This is a genomic window from Desmospora profundinema, from assembly GCF_031454155.1.
In the GTDB taxonomy this organism is placed as follows: domain Bacteria; phylum Bacillota; class Bacilli; order Thermoactinomycetales; family DSM-45169; genus Desmospora; species Desmospora profundinema.
This window is the reverse complement of record NZ_JAVDQG010000007.1, coordinates 188,638-208,063: the sequence shown is the minus strand read 5'-3', so window position 1 is coordinate 208,063 and position 19,426 is coordinate 188,638. Positions and strand designations below refer to the sequence as shown.

Here is a 19,426-nt window from a genome sequence, read left to right as displayed (position 1 = left end):
CCACCCGTTCCCATCCCGAACACGGCAGTTAAGCCCTCCAGCGCCGATGGTACTTGGGGCGCAGGCCCCTGGGAGAGTAGGACGTCGCCAGGCAAGTCAACCCTCTGATCCAAATGGATCGGAGGGTTTGTTGTTCTCCGATGATGTCATGATGTGATGCTGTATTTCCCCTCATGTTTACCCTTTCAATCACGGGGTCATAATTAATCCTGAGGCATAGCCATGAGGAGGATAAGCGCGTTGGAAGAAGTTCATATTGGTTTGTTGACCATCAAACTCGTTTTAGGTTTTATCGCTTTATTTATTGTTATCAAAGTAACAGGGCGAACATCAATCAATCAATTAACACCGTTTCACTTGGTTTTTGTGTTTGTGCTCGGGGAATTGGTTGGAAATATGCTTTATGAACAACATGTGGGCATTTTGGTTTTCGTATACGCCCTCGGAGTGTGGACGGTTCTCATGTGGGGTGTAGAGTTTATCAGTCAAAAAATGAAATGGACACGTTCTTATTTGGTAGGCGATCCTTCCATTATCATTCGGAATGGTATGATCGACCGTGAGGAGCTTAAAAAGAATAAGTTAGATATGAATCAAGTATTAAGCTTGCTACGACAAGATGATGTTTTTTCGGTACGTGAAGTCCAATACGGAATTTTGGAACCCAATGGTGAAATAACGGTCTTACTAAAATCCAAGTATCAACAACCCGTAAAGCAAGACTTCAACCTTCCGGAAAATCAGGTTGACCTACCCACTTCCTTGATTATCGACGGTGAAATATTATTGGATAACTTACGTAAACTCGGTTTTGATCAGAACTGGTTAAAAAAGCAGTTGGAAGCCCATCACTATGACAATGAAAAGGATATATTTTACGCTGATTGGCGAGAGAGTGACGGTATTCATATCAGCCCTAGATCACAGTGATTCATCCTTAAATTGCGGGTCGTACTTGGGACCGATTCCTTCCAGGGATATGGATGCTCGCCAGTTTATATGCTCTTACATGCTGGTTTTTGTTTGATCGATTAGGTGTGAAAGGCGCGATGGGGTGGCCGATCAGATTTTTTGTGATGGGGGTTGCCATTCACGGATGGTGAATATAATACAGTAACGCTTTTAACAGGGCGATGACAGGCACATAAACCATCAGCAGAAACTCGAGCCAAGACCGGGACATCGGCAGATTCCTCCCTGTGCTTTTCCTTTAGCATGTCCGCAATGGTGGGGTTCATACGCAGCCTGCCCGCTGCAGAGCTTCCGTGATATACTGAAAGTGTTGATGGATGGTTATCAATACGATTTTATGTGGACATAATGGTTGGAAAAATGAAAAAAAGGTGGGTCTGCTTTGGCTGAATCGATCGATCGGATCTCCTGTGTGGTTTGCCAAGAGGAGCAGACCGAGGGGATCACGATATTGGAAGCGTTCATTTGTAAAGACTGTGAACGGGATATTGTGAAAACGGAAGTGGAAGATATGCGTTATCCCCACTATGTAGTTCAAATGCGTCAACTTTGGATGGACAGGGATACAACCACTGAGCGGGGGCTGTGAACAGCCTCCGCTTTTTTGCGGGAGTGGATGATGGAATGAAAAAAAACGGGGATCAACATCGGGCTCCCTTATGGGAAGCACTGGTACAACACGCCCGGGAAGGGGTGGGAAACTATCACGTGCCGGGTCACAAAAGCGGCCGATTTTTCGATCGGGAAGGATGGTCTGTTTTTTCCTCTCTGCTGACCATTGATCTGACTGAAGTGGGTCAGCTGGACGACCTTCATCAAGCGGAAGGAGCGATCGCGGACGCTCAGAAGTTGGCAGCAGCCTGTTTTGGTGCGGACCGCACGTTTTTCCTTGTAGGAGGAAGTACTGCGGGGAATTTGGCACTGGTGCTTAGTACCTGCAGTCCTGGCGACCGTTTGATTGTGCAGCGTGAAGCTCATCAATCCGTTTGGAACGGGTGCGTGTTGGCGGGAGTTCGACCGGTTTACATCAGCGGTGGTGTGGATCACGAGGGGTTTCCGCGCCCGCTCGATCCCGAGTGGTTACGGGAGGCGTTTCGACGCTACCCGAATGCCAAAGCCGCGTTGATCACCTCTCCTGATTATGATGGCCATGTGCAGCCGATTCAGGCCTTAGCCCAAGTGTGTCACGAATGGAATCGTCCCCTGTTGGTGGATGAGGCCCATGGGGCACACTTCGGCATTCATCCGCATCTGCCACCTTCTGCTTTATCTCAGGGAGCCGATGCATCCGTACAGTCCACACACAAACTGCTTTCTGCGATGACGCAAGCATCGATGCTTCATCTGAAGGGTTCACGCGTCAATAGTGACAAGGTTGCAAGTTGGCTGCGTATACTTCAATCCAGTTCCCCGTCTTATCCCTTGATGGCCTCCCTGGATCTGGCTCGCCGCCTGATGGCGATGGAGGGGGAGCAAGAGCTGGGACAATTGTTGGAACGGTTAAAAGGTCTGCGCCTGGCGATCCAGGATTTGGACCATATCCTAGAGATGCCCGCGTCAATGAAACGGGATCCGTTAAAAATGCCGCTGAACGCAAGGGTAAAGGGAGAGGCGGTGTCCGGGATCCGGCTGGCCCGCTTTTTGGAAAAACAGCATTTGTGGATGGAACTGTCGGACCACCGTCGGGTTTTGGCGGTGTTTACACCGGGAAATCGGGAAAAGGAGCTTTCATGTTTAAGAGATGCACTTCAGAAACTGGACCGTCTCATCCCATCGTTTCCACGCGAGCCGTTGTGGTGCTTTCCTGAAACACCTCAACTGGTGGAGAGTAAACAGTCTCTGGACGAGCTCTTTCGTCGACCAGCGGTATCGCTTCCTTTGGTTGAGGCGGTGGGTAGGGTTGCCAAGGAAGCGATTGTCCCCTATCCGCCGGGTATTCCGGTGGTACTGCCGGGGGAAATTTATACCGAACAACATCTCTTTCTGATCCAGGATCTTTCCCGTAATGGTGCCAAGATCCGGGGATTGGCGGCTCGTTCCCCCCTATCGGTGTTCGTGTTACAATAAATCACAAACTGGCGATGAGAAGAAGGCAATCCGTGTCCGTGGATTGCTCCATCGTCTGGATGGGGGAACGGAATGAACGGTCTTTTTATTACATTTGAAGGCCCTGAAGGGGGCGGAAAATCGACACAGATTGGTCAGCTGGCACATTGGTTAAAGGAGCGGGGATGGCAGGTCACGTTAACCCGTGAGCCTGGAGGAACACCGATCGGGGACCGGGTCCGTACTATCCTGTTGGATCCCGCTTCATCGGAGATGGTGTTGCGGACCGAGATGCTTTTGTATGCCGCATCCCGTGCCCAGCTGGTGGAACAAGTGATTCGTCCGGCTTTGGATCGGGGGGACGTAGTTCTGTGCGACCGGTATGTGGATTCCAGTATCGTATACCAGTCCGTCGGGCGGCTTGGGGCCATCGAAGAAGTGATTGCCATCAACCGCATCGCAACCGGTGGGCTGACACCTTCCCGTACTTATCTCCTGGATTTACCGGTAGCGGAAGGGATGCGTCGACTGCAATCGAGACGAGAAGGGATCGATCGCATGGAAGGAAAAGGGGATTCCTTTCATGAACAGGTTCGCCAAGGCTTTCTTCAATTGGCACGGCGGGAATCGGACCGGTTTGTGACGTTGGATGCCGTTCAGTCCCCAGAGAAAGTGTTTGCCGATATTTTGCGTGACATACAGACGTGGTTGCCTGCTCCAGTCAACCATCCATCGACGGATCCAAGGGGGGAAAGAGGATGAAAATGATTGTTGCCGTCGTCCAGGACCAGGACAGCAACCGTTTATCGCAAGCGTTGGTGGAAGCCGATGTGAGGGCCACCAAACTGGCCAGTACCGGAGGCTTCCTCAAGTCGGGCAACACGACGTTTATGATCGGGATTGAGGATGATCGGGTGGAGGAAGCGTTGGAGTTGATCCGGGAAAACTGCCAATCCCGCCAAAAAATGATGACCCCCCTCTCTTCTATGGGGAGCGCGGATTCTTACGTTCACTATCCGGTGGAAGTACAGGTGGGCGGCGCGACGGTGTTCATTCTGCCGGTGGATCGTTTTGAACAGTTTTGATCGGTGGAAACGGAGGGAAGGAGCATGGCATCTTTGGACCTTTTTCCTGGTAGGGAACGAGTGATCCGCTTATTGCAGAAAGGAATACAAAGCGGCCGCATCACCCATGCTTATTGTTTTGCCGGTCCCAGAGGGGTGGGCAAAGAGCAAACCGCCCTCATCCTGGCTCAATCCCTCAACTGTGAGGAGGAGGGAAGCGAGAAACCGTGTAGAACCTGTCGCTCCTGCAGACAAATTCAACACGGCAACCACCCTGATATACGGTGGCTGGCTCCGGAAGGGGCTTCCATTAAAATCAGCCAAATGCGCCGATTACAACAACAGTTTTCATACAGTGCCGCTGCCTCAGTCACCCGGGTAGTGGTGATCCGCCAGGCGGAGAAAATGACGCTTGAGGCGGCCAATAGCCTACTCAAATTCTTGGAGGAACCCACTTCCCGCATGGTGGCCGTCTTATTGACGGAACAACCTCATGCCTTGCTCCCCACTATACTCTCCCGTTGCCAACTTTTGCGATTTTCCCCGCCCTCGTCGGATGTGATCGCAAGGCAACTGGTAGAGGAAGGAGCCGATCCCCACTTGGCCAGAATCGCTGCCCATGTGGGCGGCAGTGTGGATCATGGGAGAGAGCTCCTTGAGCGGGACACGTTTGCCCTTATTTGTGACCAAGTGATAAAATGGGGGGAGGAGATCGCTTCTGGTGGTTCCGATGCGCTTGTAACGGTACAGACCCGTCTGCTCGCCGATGACGAGTGGGCGGATCGGCTGGACAGGGTTCTCGACCTGCTGTTGTGGTGGTTGCGGGACGTGATGAACCACCAGCTTAACCGGGAAAGCCAAGCCGTGTTCGCACGAAAGAGCGAATCCTGCCGGCGCCAAGCTTCCATGTGGACAAGGGCTGACTTGGTCCAGGGGATGGAACGTGTCGTTCAAGCCCGCGACGAACTATCCGGCAATGTCCAAGCCCAAGCCGTGCTGGAGCGAATGGTGCTGGCGATGCAGGGGGGAGCCCAACATGTTGGCAGTGGTTGGAGTCCGCTTTCGCCAAGCGGGTAAGATATATTATTTTGATCCAGGAGACTTAGGAATTGGGCGGGATGATCCCGTCATTGTAGAAACCGTCAGAGGAGTGGAATACGGAACAGTCGTTTCCGGAATCCGTCATGTGACGGAGGACGAAGTGGTTCTGCCACTGAAGCGGGTGATCCGTGTGGCCACCGCTGAAGACACCGAACAGATGGAGCGTAATCAGCAAGCGGCCGCGGATGCGCTTCGCCTGTGCGGGGAAAAGATTTCCCGGCACGGCCTGGAGATGAAGCTGGTGGATGCGGAATATACTTTTGACCGTAATAAGATCATTTTTTACTTCACCGCCGATGGCAGAGTGGATTTCCGGGAGTTGGTCCGGGATTTGGCTTCCGTCTTCCGCACTCGGATTGAGCTTCGTCAAATCGGGGTACGGGATGAAGCAAAGATGTTGGGCGGAATCGGACCGTGTGGACGGGTTCTGTGCTGTTCCTCCTTTTTGGGGGACTTTGAACCCGTTTCCATCAAGATGGCCAAGGACCAAAACCTGTCCTTGAACCCGGCCAAGATTTCCGGTCTTTGCGGTCGATTGATGTGTTGTTTGAAATATGAAAACGACACCTATGTGGAAGCCAAGAAGAAGATGCCTGACGTGGGTACGAAAGTGACCACCCCTGAAGGGGACGGCCGCGTGGTCTTGTTAAACCTGTTGGAACGCCGAGTCCAAGTGGAGCTGGCCGATTCAGGCCGAACCGTTGAACATTCCGCCGAAGAAGTAACTGCGCTGGGATAATGGCGGACAAGGCGTAACGATTTTCGGTGATTGAGGTGGGGGGGCGTGGATAAGCAGGCCATTCTAAACCGGATGACCCAACTCGAAGACCAGATCGGAGAACTGTACAAAGAGCTGGGGGGATTAAAACAGCAAATTGTGCATATGCTGGAGGAAAACACGCGCCTGGCCCTGGAAAATCAAGCCTTGCGGGAGCAATTGGAGTCTGTAAACCCCAACCGGACATCCACTTCCCCTGACTCTTCGGGTGAAGAAGCCGCTGGAGAAGGGCATGATAATCTCGCCAGGCTTTACAATGAGGGATTTCACATCTGTAACGTCCATTACGGTAACATGAGGACGAATGGGGACTGTTTGTTTTGTCTTTCCTTTTTGAGCAAGACGGCCCAAGAGGAGAAATGACCGTGCCGCCCGAAGCGGCACGCTTTTTTCTTGGGTGCGAGGGAAGGGGCGTCATCGATTGGCTGATAACGGCTATGTGGTATACATATTGGAATGCAAAGACGCCACCCTTTATACAGGGATCACCAATAATTTGAAAAAACGGTTGGAGGAACACCGACAGGGAAAGGGAGCCAAGTATACCCGGGGACGGACACCTTTAAAGCTGGTCTGGTTTGAAGAGCAGCCGGATCGATCCGCCGCCCTCAGACGGGAGCGGGAGATCAAGGCATGGACCCGGAACCAAAAACGTCAGTTTATTGCCGGTGCAGGAGGGATGGGAGATGGACAGGCAGAAAAGCTTTGAAGAAAATGGGGGTGGAAAGTTGTATGTCGTGGGCACCCCCATCGGTAATCTGGGTGACGGGAGCAGGCGGATGCGCGATGTGCTGGCCGCTGTGGACGGCATCGCCTGCGAAGATACCCGTCATACCCGCAAACTCCTCACCCACCTGGGACTTTCTTCTTCCCTCATCAGTTATCATGAACATAATCGCCACAAACGGGGAGAAGAGTTAATCCGGCGGATGTTGGAAGGGGAGACCTTTGCGCTCGTAAGCGATGCCGGCATGCCGGCACTCTCCGATCCGGGAGAGGAGTTGGTGCGGGATGCGATTGAAGCGGGTATCCCCGTGGTTTCCATTCCGGGTCCCAACGCCGCCCTGGCAGCGGTGGTGGCGTCCGGATTACCTCCGCAGCCGTTTCTCTTTATCGGATTTTTGCCCCGAAACAATAAAGAGCGGGTTCGTGAATTGGAACGGTGGAAACGGGTTCCCGCTACTCTCCTCTTTTACGAGTCCCCCCATCGGGTGACTGCGATGCTGAAGGATGTGTCTCACGTTTTGGGAAACCGTCCTGCTGCGATGGTTCGGGAACTGACTAAACGGCATGAAGAGTGGTTGCGAGGAGATGTGAACAGTCTGTTGTCCGCTCTGGAGGAGACGGGTGTGCGGGGCGAACTCACCCTGGTCGTGAGCGGTGCCGACCCGGACGCCGAGCAGGAAGATGCGGAGCCATCCTGGTGGGCTCCGCTCTCCATTATCCAGCATGTGGATTACCACATCGATCAGGGCCTCTCCAAAAAAGAGGCGATCCAACGAACCGCCCGGGAGCGTTCGGTTCCCAAACGCGACGTGTATAATACGTACCATCGAGCAACCTGACAGAAAAACGAGTGAAACCATACCCGTGCCAAAAGGGTATGGTTTCTTTAATCGGATAAATGAAACCGGCCCGTTGCGCAGGAATGACGAGAATAGAGCGAGAATGTGTCTGTATCAGATCCGAACATCCGAATCGGGTGAACAGCGTTTTTATGAAAAATGGATTTCTTTTCGATTTCCGGAATTTCGCACTTTCGTCCAACGGACTGATCTCGGGACAGCCCACATAAGATATATCAATCTGAATCATTGGAGGTGTATGGGGGTATGAAAACGTTTTTCGGAAAGTTGCAACAAGTAGGAAAGGCATTTATGTTACCTGTTGCCGTCATGCCGGCAGCGGCGCTGTTGATGTCCCTGGGCGTGTTCATCAGCAAGTGGGCAACGGAGGGGGATTTCCTCTTTCAGGTGGGCGAGGTGATGCAGACGGGAGGCGGTGGAATACTCGGCAATTTACCGATCCTGTTTGCAGTGGGTGTGGCGATTGGGTTGACCGGAGGGGCGGGCGCAGCTGGATTGGCGGCAGTGGCTGGATATATGGTGATGACGGCGATCCTGGGTATGGACGATCGGGAGCTGAACACCGGTGTGCTTGGTGGCATCATCACAGGACTCATCACCGCTTATCTGTACCGGAAATACCATGACATCCAGTTTCCCGAATGGCTTCAGTTCTTTGGCGGCAAGCGCTTTATCCCGATTGTGACGTCATTTGTTATGTTTTTGGTGGCCATTTTGTTTTTGTTTATTTGGCCCCCGATCCAAACCGCGATCAGTAACGCGGGCAATTGGGTGATCGGGGCGGGAGCCACCGGTTTGTTCGGATTCGGGTTGTTGAACCGTTTACTGATTCCCTTGGGTTTGCATCATATTTTGAATACGCTCGTTTGGTTTAATGTGGGGGAATTTACCGATCGTGCCGGCCAAGTTGTGACAGGGGATTTAACCCGCTTTTTCGCGGGAGACCCAACGGCAGGCATGTTTATGGCTGGGTTTTTCCCCATTATGATGTTTGCCTTGCCGGCGGCCGCTCTGGCGATGATTCACGAGGCGAAACCCGCACAGCGGAAAGCGGCGGCCGGCTTTCTGATCAGCGCTGTTTTAACGGCATTCTTAACGGGGATCACCGAGCCGATTGAATTTGCTTTTATGTTTTTGGCCCCTGTGTTGTATGCGATCCATGCCGTGTTGACCGGAACTTCGATGGCATTGTTGCACCTGTTGAAGGTGAAGCATGGCTTTGGATTTTCCGCTGGGATGTTTGACTATCTCATCAACTTCCATTTATCGACCAATGCTTTTCTGATCATTCCCGTCGGGTTCGGTTATGCACTTTTGTACTATGTCATTTTCCGGTTTGCCATCCGCAAGTGGAATCTTCCTACGCCAGGGCGAATGGAGGAGACAGGAGAAGGGGAAGCGATGATAAAGAAAACCGCTTTAAGTGAAACAGGGAAAAGCGAGCGGCTGGACCGGCTGGCTGCGGAGGTATTGGAAGCGATCGGTGGGAAGGATAACATCCATCAGTTGGATGCCTGTATCACCCGGTTGCGGATGACAGTAAACGATGAATCCAAGCTGGATCAGGATCGCCTAAAGAAACTGGGTGCCTCTGGAGTAATCCGGGTTGGTTCCGGAAACTACCAAGCGGTTTTTGGCACGCAATCGGAGCTGTTGAAAGACCGTATCCTGCGTCAGATGGGGTGAATCAAGCATGGAAAAACCGGTGAAACGGTTGTTAGACCAAACTCCGGAGCAATTGGTTCAATTGACGGGACGCCGCTTATTGGAATCGATCCGTGCTTCCGAAGGACGTACGGTGGTGGCGGAGACAGTGGTGGACGGGCTGCCGCTGGTAGATGGCTGCGCAAATCCTGAACTGGCGGCGGCCTTTGGTGCCGACCTGCTGTTGCTCAACCGCTATGATGTCGATCGGCCGCGTGTGTCCGGCTTCTCCAGCCGGGAGGAAGCGATCCCAAGGGGAACGATGTGGGAGGAAACGGGGTTGGGGCCACTCCTGCCGATTATGGGATGGGGTGTCACTGCTGGTGAGGTGACGCGATTGATCGGTCGTCCGGCGGGGATTAATCTGGAGCCGGTGGCGGCTGATTTGCCGCAGTCGATGGTTGCTTCCGGACGGCGTGCGGGCATCGCTCAGGCAGAAGAGGCGTTGGATCAGGGAGCGCGTTTTCTCGTCTTTACCGGAAACCCGGGAACAGGGGTGACGTGGTCATCCATCGCCCGGGAAGTAGGCCGGTTACGGGATCATTTGGGTCCGGAAATTCCGTTGATGGCGGGCAAGATGCATGGAGCGGGTGTTTGGGAGAATGACGAAAATTGGTTGGAGGAACGGCAGTTGGATCAGTTGGCTGAAGCGGGTGCCAATATTCTCTTGTTGCCCCAGCCGGGTACGGTCCCTGGTGTGCGCGGGGAAGAAATGGCCTGTTTGGTTGAGCGTGCGCACCGTCTCAGTCTGTTGGTGATGTTCACCATCGGTACCTCTCAGGAGAGCTCCCAGGCATCCCTGATGGAGCGTTGGGCAGTGGAAGGGAAAAGCCTGGGCGGCGATTTGTTTCATATTGGGGATGCAGGCTTTGCCGGCATGGCACCTCCTGAAAATATCCTCAGCTTTTCCACAGCCCTGAAGGGAAAGAGACATACCTACCGTCGCATCGCCCAATCGCGTCATCGTTGAATCACTTAAAAAAACGGAAAAAAAAGCCCTTCAAAAGAGAAGGGCTTTTTTGCTAGAAGACGATTAGGCGGCAGGCCCAATCACGGATGGGTTATGTTTAGAATAAACAGATGTTTTTGTAATAATTATGTTATTTCGCCGTTACGCCTTCTTCTTTATTCAAGATATTATACATTTCTTCAATACATTTACGGCTGACCACTTTGTTTTTGTAACGAACGGTGTTATCTACTTCTCCAGTGAAAATACAGGCCGGCTCATATTTTTTCAGCACGATTCGTTCCCCGTCGACATAGATCTCCAAAGCATCCTTTTCTCCAATTCCCAAGGTGCGGCGCAGTTCGATCGGAATGACAACACGGCCAAGCTCGTCCACTTTCCGAACAATTCCGGTAGATTTGAGCATTGCGAATGTCTCCTCTCATTCTTTGGTCTAGTTTTTTGGTCTTGGTATCGACACCGTCAAAATTCGACATGAACGGCGTCCTCATCATCATACCAGCGATTCCCATAACAGTCAATATAACAGCCTCCCAATTTTATAGAAAATTTTTTTAGAAGCTGGGAGAGACCATTGGATCCATGCCAGTCACGGGTGTTTCACTTTTAATCGGGAGATAGTGGATTCAAAAAAGAACCGAATTACTGGAGCAGGGCGGCAGGGATTCTCGGAACCGCTTTTTTCCTGTACACTGAAAAGAAAGAAGTGCGGACGGGCTCATCGCGGGGGGAATCAGGCATGCTGAATGTGTCGGAAGAATTGAAGCGTCGGTTGCAGGAAGCCAATCGCGAACTAAGGCGGGTGTATCCCTCTGGTGTGTTTGAACCGAGACTCATCCGGGAACGGCTGGCCCGGATCGGCCGCTTTTCCCCCATCCGGAAATGGACGGGTGGACAGATGAATGCGTGGCTCGCGGGAGGCAGCCTGGTGGGAGTGGACGGCTCCGTCAACTCCACCCCCGGGACCCATCCCCATACATTGTCCGTATTCCAGGCGCTGGCCAAAGGAACCCGGGGCGAGGAGCATTGGGATGCGGATTTGTATACGCCCCTTCTTGATACGGATGAAGCGGGCGAAGAAGGGGAGCTGGCCCGGGAAGCGAAACAACGCGGCCGGTTGCTGGCCGGTTTGGAGATTGGAGTGGCACGGGAAGCGATTCGGCGCTGGAAACCCAGAGTGATTATGATGGACGGATCCCTTCTTCACTTTTGGATTGACCAGCCGGAGGCTTGGGAAGCTCTAGCCGAGGAAGCGGAAAAAGCGGGTGTGTTGTTGGTGGGGGTGGCGGAGGAAATCGGTACCCGAACACTTGCGCGTCGGTTATTTCCCGATGGGACAGCTTGTGCGGATCGGGAAATTTTGTTCGGTGTGATGCAATCGGGAGAGGTATTTTTATCCGAGCTGCTCAATCCTTCGGGGCCGGCTTTGTGGAAAGCAGTGATTTGCTCCTCCAGCAGTCCCCAGCCGGTAGGGGTGGACGGTTTACTGAGTCAGGAAGGGGATCGGGAGGAACTGCTCCGCTTGGTTCACACCCTCACTCCCGCTCAGGGAAGAGGCATTCCTCTGTGGCTGGACATTGTGGACCGGGAGGTGAGGGTGACGGACCCGTTGGTGGCGGCACTGGTGGAGAAATATATTGACCCGGATCTGCGGCACCGTTTGTTGGTTCCGAAACGAAAGGACCGCGTGTTGTGAGGGCGAAAGAACCGAGGAGGCGAATGCGATGCAAGTGGTGGGCGTGACCACGCAACAGGAAGTCTACGTGGCATCAAAGGATCGCAAGTTTCGCATCAATGAGATCCTGGTGATCGAAGACGGTCCATTGGGTAACCCCAGGGGAGAAGTGGTGGAAACCTTGTCCTACAACCGCTTTATTCCCATGGGCCTGGACCGGTCTGTGGTGGATTCCCAGGTGCTCCAGTCTCTGGAGCAGATCGGCTACGATATCGGATCGGACGAGATCAATCTGGCTAAACTGCGGCTATTTGCGGAAGCCCCCCATCCGGTTCAAACCGGTTCCGAAGTGAGGTCGCCGCGGTTTGACGAGGTGCGTCATCTGCTGGTGAAAACCACGCCGGAAGAAGGAATGGTGCTGGGAGAGATCCGGGGTACCGATTCCTTGAAAGACGGACTGGACGAAGATTTGCGGGAGAAAGTCCACCTGATGGAAGAAGGGGAAATCCGCCCCCAATCCGGCGTCCCTTTTTTGTTTGATATTCAGTCGATGCAACAATATCCCCATATGGGGATATTCGGAGGTTCCGGATCCGGAAAATCATTCGGCTTGCGGGTGATTCTAGAGGAATTGATGAAATTGACCATTCCGACGCTGGTGTTCGATCCCCACTTTGAGATGGGCTTTGGGGAAAAGATGCCGGAGCTGAGTCACTGCTCCCCTTCTTTTGACGACAAGTGGATCGTCGTTCAGGTGGGCCGGGAAGTGGGAATCGCCTTTTCCGACCTGTCCACCCGGGATGTGGTTAGTCTGGTGGGTGCGGCAGGGGGAGGGGTATCCGAGTCGATGGTAAATGTGGTTCAGTCCCTGCACCGCCGCAAAGACAGTTTTATTTCATTCAGCGATCGGCTCAACAATGTGGCCCAAGCCATTGAAGAAGGCGCACAGGGGTTGAAGAAGCGGTTGCGGGAAGACGATCTCACCCCTACTGAAGCGGAACGGATCAAGGACCTGATGGAACTGCACCATCAGTTTGGAAGTCTGCCCCTCGCTTCGGTCAAGGGGGTGCAATGGCGGTTGAACCGGCTGGAGAAAGCAGGGTTGTTCCAGCACGACATTCGTCCCATCCAGCGGGGGATGGAGCAGGGGAAGATGGTGGTGGTTCAAGGGCCGTCCTGGATTTTGCAGGTGTTTTCCACCTATGTGATCGGATCGCTTTACCGAAAGAGGCGGGAGTACAAAGACGCCCGCATGAACGGGAATGAGGGAACCTTTTTTCCGCCGTTTATCACCGTGACGGACGAGGCTCACAACTTTGCCCCCAAAGGGCTGGAATCGCCGCCGAAAGCGATTTTAAAAGAGATTGCTCAGGAGGGGCGTAAATATGGAGCGTTTCTGGTCCTGGCCACCCAGCGCCCTACCTTGTTGGACGAAACGATTACAGCTCAATTGAACACCAAATTTGTTTTCCGGACGGTTCGCGGCACCGACATCGCCACCTTGAGGGAAGAAACGGACCTGACTCCCGAGGAAGGCAAACGGCTTCCTTACCTGCGGTCTGGAGACACATTCGTCTCCTCCGCCTTGTTTGGCCGCACCGTGTTTGTACGGATTCGGGCCGCCTACACTCACAGCCCCCACGTGGCCAATCCTTTTGATGAATTGCGGGCCGTGCGGGCGGAGCGGGAGGATCGCGTATTACAGGTGATTGAAGCACGTCTGCCCCTGTTTGACACGGATCTGGTACAAGCCTGTGACGAAATCAACCGGGAATGCGGATTGGATTGGGATGTGGAACGACTGCGCAGCGAGTTGGATCGCTGGGCGGAAGGGGGAAGGCTGGCCAAAGAGGTCTCCCCGTTTGTGAACCGCTACGACCGTGTTTCCAGCCGGGTTGAGCGCTGACAGCTGTGGAATGAAAAAATGGTCTCACATCCCGTTAGACCCTTGATACCCGTCGCTCTTTTTGTCTATAATGGAGTGTGACGAACTTTATCCCGTTATCCACGTGATGACGGATGCGCGATTCAAGGACGGGGAGGAGTACCCCTGCGCCACCATGGACAGAGAGCCGGGTCAGGTGAAAGCCGGTATGGGGGCAAGGGGGGAAGATGGCCCCTGAGAACCCTTCCTGAAGCCGGGTTCGGTGTGTAGGGAAGGGCGTCCCCCGGCGTTACCGGGACAGTGCGATTGAAAAAGCACTGATGGAGGGCACGAGCCGTGAGGTTGTGCCGAACATGGGTGGTACCGCGTGAGAAAAACCTCTCGCCCCAATACGGGCAAGAGGTTTTTTTGTTTCATAGCGAGACCCGGGAACGAAGTGACCGAGGCGAGACTTGTGCTTTGGTAAGTGCATAGCGAGACCCGGGAATGAAGTGACCGAGGCGAGAGATTTGTACCGGAAGTAAGATTATCAGTCCTTGGTGAAGGAGCGACCCAGATGAGTACCAAACCCTCGTATTACATCACGACACCGATTTATTATCCCAATGACAAATTGCATATCGGCCATGCCTACACCACAGTGGCAGGAGATGCCATGGCCCGCTACAAACGACTCCGGGGCTTTGATGTCATGTACTTGACCGGGACCGACGAGCATGGACAAAAAATCCAGCGCCGGGCGGCGGAAGCGGGTAAAGATCCGCAAGGTTTCGTGGATGAGATCGTCAAAGGAATCCAGCATTTGTGGAGCGCCTTGGACATCTCCTATGACGACTTTATCCGGACTACCGAACCGCGCCATAAGAAAGTGGTACAGACGTTGTTTCAACGTCTGTTGGATCAGGGAGACATCTACCTGGATGAATATGAAGGATGGTATTGCACCCCTTGTGAATCGTTTTGGACTGAACGGCAGTTGGAGGAAGGAAATTGCCCGGACTGCAGACGCTCGGTGGAAAAGGTGCGGGAAGAAAGTTATTTTTTCCGCATGAACAAATATACCGACCGACTGCTTCAGTACTATGAGCAAAACCCCGACTTCATCCAGCCGGAATCCCGCAAAAACGAAATGGTCCAAAACTTCATCAAGCCGGGCCTGGAAGATTTGTGTGTCTCCCGTACCACCTTCGACTGGGGCATTCCCGTTCCCAATGATCCCAAACACGTGATGTACGTATGGCTGGATGCCCTGACCAACTATATCTCCGCACTGGGATATGGAACCGAGGATGATGCCAAGTACCAGAAATACTGGCCGGCGGACGTTCACCTGGTAGGAAAGGATATCGTTCGTTTCCATACTATCTACTGGCCCATTATGCTGATGGCGTTGGATCTGCCACTGCCCAAAAAAGTGTTTGCCCACGGCTTTTTCCAGATGAAAGACGGTAAAATGTCCAAATCTAAAGGCAACGTGGTGGATCCCCTGCCCTTGATTGAACGCTATGGGTTGGATGTTCTCCGTTATTATCTGTTACGGGAAGTTCCCTTCGGCCAGGACGGAGTGTTTACGCCTGAAGGGTTTGTTGAACGCGCCAATGCCGATTTGGCAAACGACTTAGGCAATCTGTTGCACCGTACCCTGACCATGGTGAATAAATACAGCGGCGGTGTGGTGGGTAAGCCGATCCCCGGTGCTACGGAGCAAGATGAATCCCTGGTACGATTGGCGACCGAAACCGTCAACAAGGTGGAGAAAGCGATGGACCGGATGCAGTTTTCGGTCGCTCTTGCCTCCATCTGGGAATTGGTGCGGGGGACCAACCGCTATCTGGAAGGGACCATGCCGTGGGAGTTGGCCAAGGATCCGGCCAAAAAAGAGGTGTTGGAATCAAGTCTTTACCATGTACTGGAAAGCCTCCGCTTTGCCAGTATCCTGATCCGTCCCTTCCTGGTTCGCACGCCGGTTCGCATGTGGGAACAAATGGGGTTGGAAGAAGGAGAAAAAACCAGCTGGGACAGTGTGGCCGTCTTTGGGTCTTTTCCGGCAGGGATCCGGGTCAACAAAGGAAACCCTCTGTTTCCCCGTCTGGATGTGGAAGAAGAAGCCAAAGCAATCGTACGGTTGATGGGAGGGATTCCGGTGGAGAAAACGGAAAAAGCGGCCCAGCCAAAAGCGGAAGAGGCAAAGCAAAAAGAGACCAATCAAGCCGATATGATCTCGATCGACCAATTTGCGCAAGTGGATCTGCGGGTGGCGGAGATCCTGGAAGCCGACCGGGTCAAGGGAGCTGACCGCCTCCTGAAATTGCAATTGGACCTCGGCTTTGAAAAGCGTCAAGTGGTGGCCGGAATTGCCCAGCATTACAACCCCGATCAGCTGATCGGGCAAAAAGTGATCTGTGTGGCCAACTTAAAGCCCGTCAAACTGCGGGGAGTACTATCCCAAGGGATGGTGTTGGCGGCCAAAGAAGGGGATCAACTGGTTCTGTCCACGGTCTCCTCCGATATTCCCAACGGTGCTCAAGTGAAGTGAAGAAGAAGCGGATCGGCGTTTTCATTCATGGAGAGAAGAAGCTCCTTTCTAAAGAAGGGGCTTCTTTTTTGATCCGGTTCTGTCCATCGAGGACGTTTAAAAAGGTGACAAAATAAACATCAATCCGAAGGAACGGCTGATTTCGGAGGCGAAAACGGGTAGAATGGAAGGAACAAGAAATGTTTGGAGGGGGTCTGTTTTGGGGAAGAAGGCGAAAAGTGCCGCTCACGAATGGATGACTGCCTTAATCGTGGCGGCATCCCTCATGATCGTGATTCGTGTGTTTCTGTTCGCTCCCTACCAAGTTCATGGGGAGTCTATGTACCCCACGTTCGAGGGAGAGGAACTGTTGATTGTTAATAAATGGATATACGATGTACGGGAACCGGAATACGGGGACATCGTCGTTTTCCATACAGCGGAAAAACGCGACTACATTAAGCGGGTGATCGGGAAACCCGGCGACAAGATCAGTATCAAAAACGGTGAAGTGTTCCGCAACGGGGAACCATTGTCGGAGCCGTACATCAATCAGGAACGGATCCGGAGGGGAATGCCGGAGACTGTTGTTCCGCCGGACCATCTTTTTGTGTTGGGCGATAACCGCAATCACAGTCAGGACAGCAGACAAATCGGAGCGGTCTCCATGGGAGAGGTGGTGGGCCGGGCAGACGTCCAATTGATGCCCATTCACCAATTCCAGCTGTTGTTCAGCCAAAACCCGTAATCCTACAGTTGTACTGATAAGAGCAGGCGCAGCAAATGCGACTGTAGTAGTATAAACGATCCTGATTGTACACCGCCATAAATGGGGAGGACCAAAGCACCGATGCTTTTTGACAGTCATACACACATCAACGACAAACAGTTTGACGAAGACCGGGACGAAGTCCTAAAGCGGGCACGGGAAGAATACGGGGTGAGCCGGATCCTCAACATCGGCTTCAACCGGGAGACGATTCCGCCCACCCTGGAACTGGCGGAAAAGCATGATTTTATCTACGCTGCGGTGGGATGGCACCCTCACGATGCCAAGGATTGCACGGTGGATGATTTGGATTGGCTTGAATCCCTCACCGACCATCCCAAGGTGGTCGCTCTTGGGGAGATGGGGCTGGACTACCATTGGGACCATTCGCCCAGAGGGGTACAGGAAAGCGTCTTCCGCCAACAGATTCGCCTGGCCCGGGAACTGGATTTGCCCATCATTATCCATGATCGGGATGCGCACGAGGACGTGGTCCGGATCCTGCGGGAAGAAAAGGCGGAAGAAGTAGGGGGCGTCATGCACTGCTTCGGCGGAGATTGGAACATCGCCGAGCAATGCCTGAAGATGAACTTTATGATCGGCCTGGGCGGACCGGTCACCTTTAAAAATGCGAAGACCCCCAAGGAAATCGCCCGCCGTGTTCCCATCGACCGGTTGCTGGTGGAAACGGACGCTCCTTATCTGGCGCCGCATCCCAACCGGGGCAAACGCAATGAGACGGGTTATGTGCGGCTGGTGGCTCAAGCCGTCGCCGATCTTAAGGGCCTTTCCTTGGAAGAAGTGGCCCGTTACACGGCAGATAACGCCAACCGTCTGTTTCGGATAAAAGACTGACTGGAAGGAAGAACGTACCCACGTTGAAACCAATTAAGGAAGTTATCGTCGTCGAAGGAAAAAAAGATACGGCCGCCATTAAGCGGGCGGTTCAAGCAGATACCATCGAAACCGGGGGTTCCGCCGTCGGACCCGATGTGATCGCCGATGTACGGCGAGCGCAACAGGTGCGGGGGGCGATCGTCTTTACCGACCCGGATGCAGCTGGGGAGCGGATCCGGCGAATCCTTTCCCGGGAGGTGCCCGGCTTAAAGCATGCGTTTGTTCTGGAAGAGCGGGCCCGGGGACCTTATGGGGTCGGTGTAGAACATGCGGCACCGGAAGTCATCCGATCCGCGCTGGTGGAAGCCCGCCTGGAGGAGGAGGGAACGTTTGACCGGGGAGTATCCTGGGAGCGGTATCTGGAAGCGGGTCTTTCCGGGGGCCCCGGTTCCAGGGAGCGACGGCTTGCGCTCAGTCGTTTCCTTGGTGTGGGCTATGCCAATGGCCGCCAGTTTTTTAAACGCATCCATCTCCTCCGGATCACCCGGGAAGAGTTTGAAACCGCTTTGAACCAGCTGAAAGGGGGGGAGGCGGATGACTTCGACCTGGATCACCGGGCGGACGCGTGAGATCCTAGCCCGTCACGGCATTCAGTTGAAAAAGAGTTTGGGACAACACTTTCTCACAGACCAACATGTGTTGGACAAAATGATGAAAGCGGCGGAATTGGACTCCCGCACCGGTGTGTTGGAAATCGGACCAGGGGTGGGTGCTTTGACACAACGCTTGGCCAGCGAGGCGGGACGCGTAGTGGCGGTGGAGCTGGACGGGCGGCTCGTGCCCGTGTTGGAAGAGTTGTTTGCCGATCAACCCCATGTTTCCGTTGTTCACGGGGACGTCATGAAGGTGAATCTGGCGGCATTGATCCGGGATGAGCTGGGGACAAACCCCCGCCCCAGCGTCGTTGCCAATCTGCCTTACTACGTGACTACCCCCATTTTGATGCGGTTGTTGGAAGAGCGGCTGCCCTTGGCCCATATCGTGGTGATGATCCAAAAAGAAGTGGCAGAGCGGTTGACGGCGGAACCGGGGACCAAAGCGTATGGTTCCATTACGGTGGCCACCCGTTACTATGCGGATCCGGAGTGGGTTTGCCGCGTTCCGGCTCATGTTTTTATTCCCCGGCCGCAAGTGGACTCTGCCGTTATCCGTCTCAATGTGCGCAGCCAGCCGCCGGTCGAAGTGAATCACGAACGCCTGTTGTTTCAAATCATCCGTGCCGCCTTCAACCGGCGGCGTAAAACCCTTCCCAACGCGCTGGCCCCTCTGTTGCCCGCGGACCTGGGTAAAGAGGTATTGATCGGTGCGCTGGAGGCGGCTGGGATCGATCCGCGTCGTCGAGGGGAAACCTTGTCTCTGGAAGAGTTCGCCTGTTTGACGAACCACTTGGATGAACGGATTCTTCCACACATATCATAAGAGGGTAAGATTGGCATCCTTTGTGGGAGCCACCCTGGAGGGGAC

The 19,426-nt window shown here is 53.7% G+C and carries 20 protein-coding genes, 1 rRNA gene and 1 other annotated feature; of the genes, 20 read left to right on the top strand and 1 reads right to left on the bottom strand.

All coding sequences use genetic code 11. From position 1 onward, the window contains the following. The 13 genes from rrf to JOE21_RS15125 form a co-directional block, all read left to right on the top strand. Positions 1-93 (top strand): 5S ribosomal RNA (gene rrf / locus JOE21_RS15185); the annotation flags it as partial. 147 nt (positions 94-240) lie between these two features. Next, positions 241-930, top strand: coding sequence for a DUF421 domain-containing protein (locus tag JOE21_RS15180; RefSeq protein WP_309867996.1), 690 nt, complete (start codon positions 241-243; stop codon positions 928-930). Positions 931-1,354: 424 nt separating this feature from the next. Further along, complete coding sequence (locus tag JOE21_RS15175; protein WP_309867992.1) at positions 1,355-1,561, top strand: sigma factor G inhibitor Gin; 207 nt, start codon at positions 1,355-1,357, stop codon at positions 1,559-1,561. Positions 1,562-1,596: 35 nt separating this feature from the next. Next, on the top strand, positions 1,597-3,039 hold the full coding sequence (locus tag JOE21_RS15170; RefSeq protein ID WP_309867990.1) for an aminotransferase class I/II-fold pyridoxal phosphate-dependent enzyme: 1,443 nt from the start codon (positions 1,597-1,599) through the stop codon (positions 3,037-3,039). 72 nt (positions 3,040-3,111) lie between these two features. Further along, on the top strand, positions 3,112-3,780 hold the full coding sequence (tmk, locus tag JOE21_RS15165; protein WP_309867988.1) for a dTMP kinase: 669 nt from the start codon (positions 3,112-3,114) through the stop codon (positions 3,778-3,780). Beyond that, on the top strand, positions 3,777-4,103 hold the full coding sequence (gene darA, locus JOE21_RS15160; RefSeq protein WP_309867985.1) for a cyclic di-AMP receptor DarA: 327 nt from the start codon (positions 3,777-3,779) through the stop codon (positions 4,101-4,103). The genes tmk and darA overlap by 4 nt, the downstream gene beginning before the upstream one ends. A 24-nt stretch (positions 4,104-4,127) precedes the next feature. Continuing rightward, positions 4,128-5,159, top strand: a complete 1,032-nt coding sequence (holB, locus tag JOE21_RS15155; RefSeq protein ID WP_309867982.1) for a DNA polymerase III subunit delta' — start codon at positions 4,128-4,130, stop codon at positions 5,157-5,159. Further along, complete coding sequence (locus tag JOE21_RS15150) at positions 5,119-5,922, top strand: PSP1 domain-containing protein (protein ID WP_309867980.1); 804 nt, start codon at positions 5,119-5,121, stop codon at positions 5,920-5,922. Before holB ends, JOE21_RS15150 begins: the two co-directional genes overlap by 41 nt. Positions 5,923-5,967: 45 nt before the next feature. Continuing rightward, the gene (yabA, locus tag JOE21_RS15145; protein ID WP_309867976.1) at positions 5,968-6,324 is read left to right on the top strand and encodes a DNA replication initiation control protein YabA; all 357 of its coding nucleotides are present in this window, start codon (positions 5,968-5,970) and stop codon (positions 6,322-6,324) included. A 58-nt stretch (positions 6,325-6,382) separates the two neighbouring features. After that, positions 6,383-6,670: a GIY-YIG nuclease family protein gene (locus JOE21_RS15140; protein ID WP_309867974.1), complete on the top strand. Its 288-nt coding sequence runs from the start codon at positions 6,383-6,385 to the stop codon at positions 6,668-6,670. After that, on the top strand, positions 6,648-7,526 hold the full coding sequence (rsmI, locus tag JOE21_RS15135) for a 16S rRNA (cytidine(1402)-2'-O)-methyltransferase (protein WP_309867970.1): 879 nt from the start codon (positions 6,648-6,650) through the stop codon (positions 7,524-7,526). Before JOE21_RS15140 ends, rsmI begins: the two co-directional genes overlap by 23 nt. Positions 7,527-7,793: 267 nt before the next feature. After that, positions 7,794-9,233: a PTS transporter subunit EIIC gene (locus JOE21_RS15130; protein WP_309867967.1), complete on the top strand. Its 1,440-nt coding sequence runs from the start codon at positions 7,794-7,796 to the stop codon at positions 9,231-9,233. A gap of 7 nt (positions 9,234-9,240) precedes the next feature. Then, the gene (locus JOE21_RS15125) at positions 9,241-10,221 is read left to right on the top strand and encodes a DUF7916 family protein (protein ID WP_309867965.1); all 981 of its coding nucleotides are present in this window, start codon (positions 9,241-9,243) and stop codon (positions 10,219-10,221) included. Positions 10,222-10,351: 130 nt separating this feature from the next. Here the strand turns inward: JOE21_RS15125 and JOE21_RS15120 are convergent, their stop codons facing one another. Then, entirely contained in the window at positions 10,352-10,627 is a 276-nt protein-coding gene (locus JOE21_RS15120) for an AbrB/MazE/SpoVT family DNA-binding domain-containing protein (protein ID WP_309867963.1), read from the bottom strand. A 333-nt stretch (positions 10,628-10,960) separates the two neighbouring features. Here JOE21_RS15120 and JOE21_RS15115 point away from each other — a divergent pair, with 333 nt between their 5' ends. The 7 genes from JOE21_RS15115 (at position 10,961) to rsmA (ending at position 19,381) form a co-directional block, all read left to right on the top strand. Then, complete coding sequence (locus JOE21_RS15115; protein WP_309867960.1) at positions 10,961-11,917, top strand: DNA double-strand break repair nuclease NurA; 957 nt, start codon at positions 10,961-10,963, stop codon at positions 11,915-11,917. 28 nt (positions 11,918-11,945) lie between these two features. After that, entirely contained in the window at positions 11,946-13,802 is a 1,857-nt protein-coding gene (locus tag JOE21_RS15110; protein ID WP_309867957.1) for an ATP-binding protein, read from the top strand. A 116-nt stretch (positions 13,803-13,918) separates the two neighbouring features. After that, positions 13,919-14,173: a binding site (T-box leader), on the top strand. Between the two features lie 164 nt (positions 14,174-14,337). Further along, the gene (gene metG / locus JOE21_RS15105; protein ID WP_309867954.1) at positions 14,338-16,317 is read left to right on the top strand and encodes a methionine--tRNA ligase; all 1,980 of its coding nucleotides are present in this window, start codon (positions 14,338-14,340) and stop codon (positions 16,315-16,317) included. A gap of 199 nt (positions 16,318-16,516) precedes the next feature. Further along, positions 16,517-17,044 (top strand): signal peptidase I, encoded by a 528-nt coding sequence (lepB, locus tag JOE21_RS15100; protein WP_309867950.1) that lies wholly within the window; start codon positions 16,517-16,519, stop codon positions 17,042-17,044. Between the two features lie 102 nt (positions 17,045-17,146). Beyond that, positions 17,147-17,920: a TatD family hydrolase gene (locus JOE21_RS15095; protein ID WP_309867947.1), complete on the top strand. Its 774-nt coding sequence runs from the start codon at positions 17,147-17,149 to the stop codon at positions 17,918-17,920. 23 nt (positions 17,921-17,943) lie between these two features. Continuing rightward, positions 17,944-18,531, top strand: a complete 588-nt coding sequence (gene rnmV, locus JOE21_RS15090) for a ribonuclease M5 (RefSeq protein ID WP_309867944.1) — start codon at positions 17,944-17,946, stop codon at positions 18,529-18,531. After that, entirely contained in the window at positions 18,497-19,381 is an 885-nt protein-coding gene (gene rsmA / locus JOE21_RS15085; protein ID WP_309867942.1) for a 16S rRNA (adenine(1518)-N(6)/adenine(1519)-N(6))-dimethyltransferase RsmA, read from the top strand. The genes rnmV and rsmA overlap by 35 nt, the downstream gene beginning before the upstream one ends. Positions 19,382-19,426: the final 45 nt, after the last annotated feature.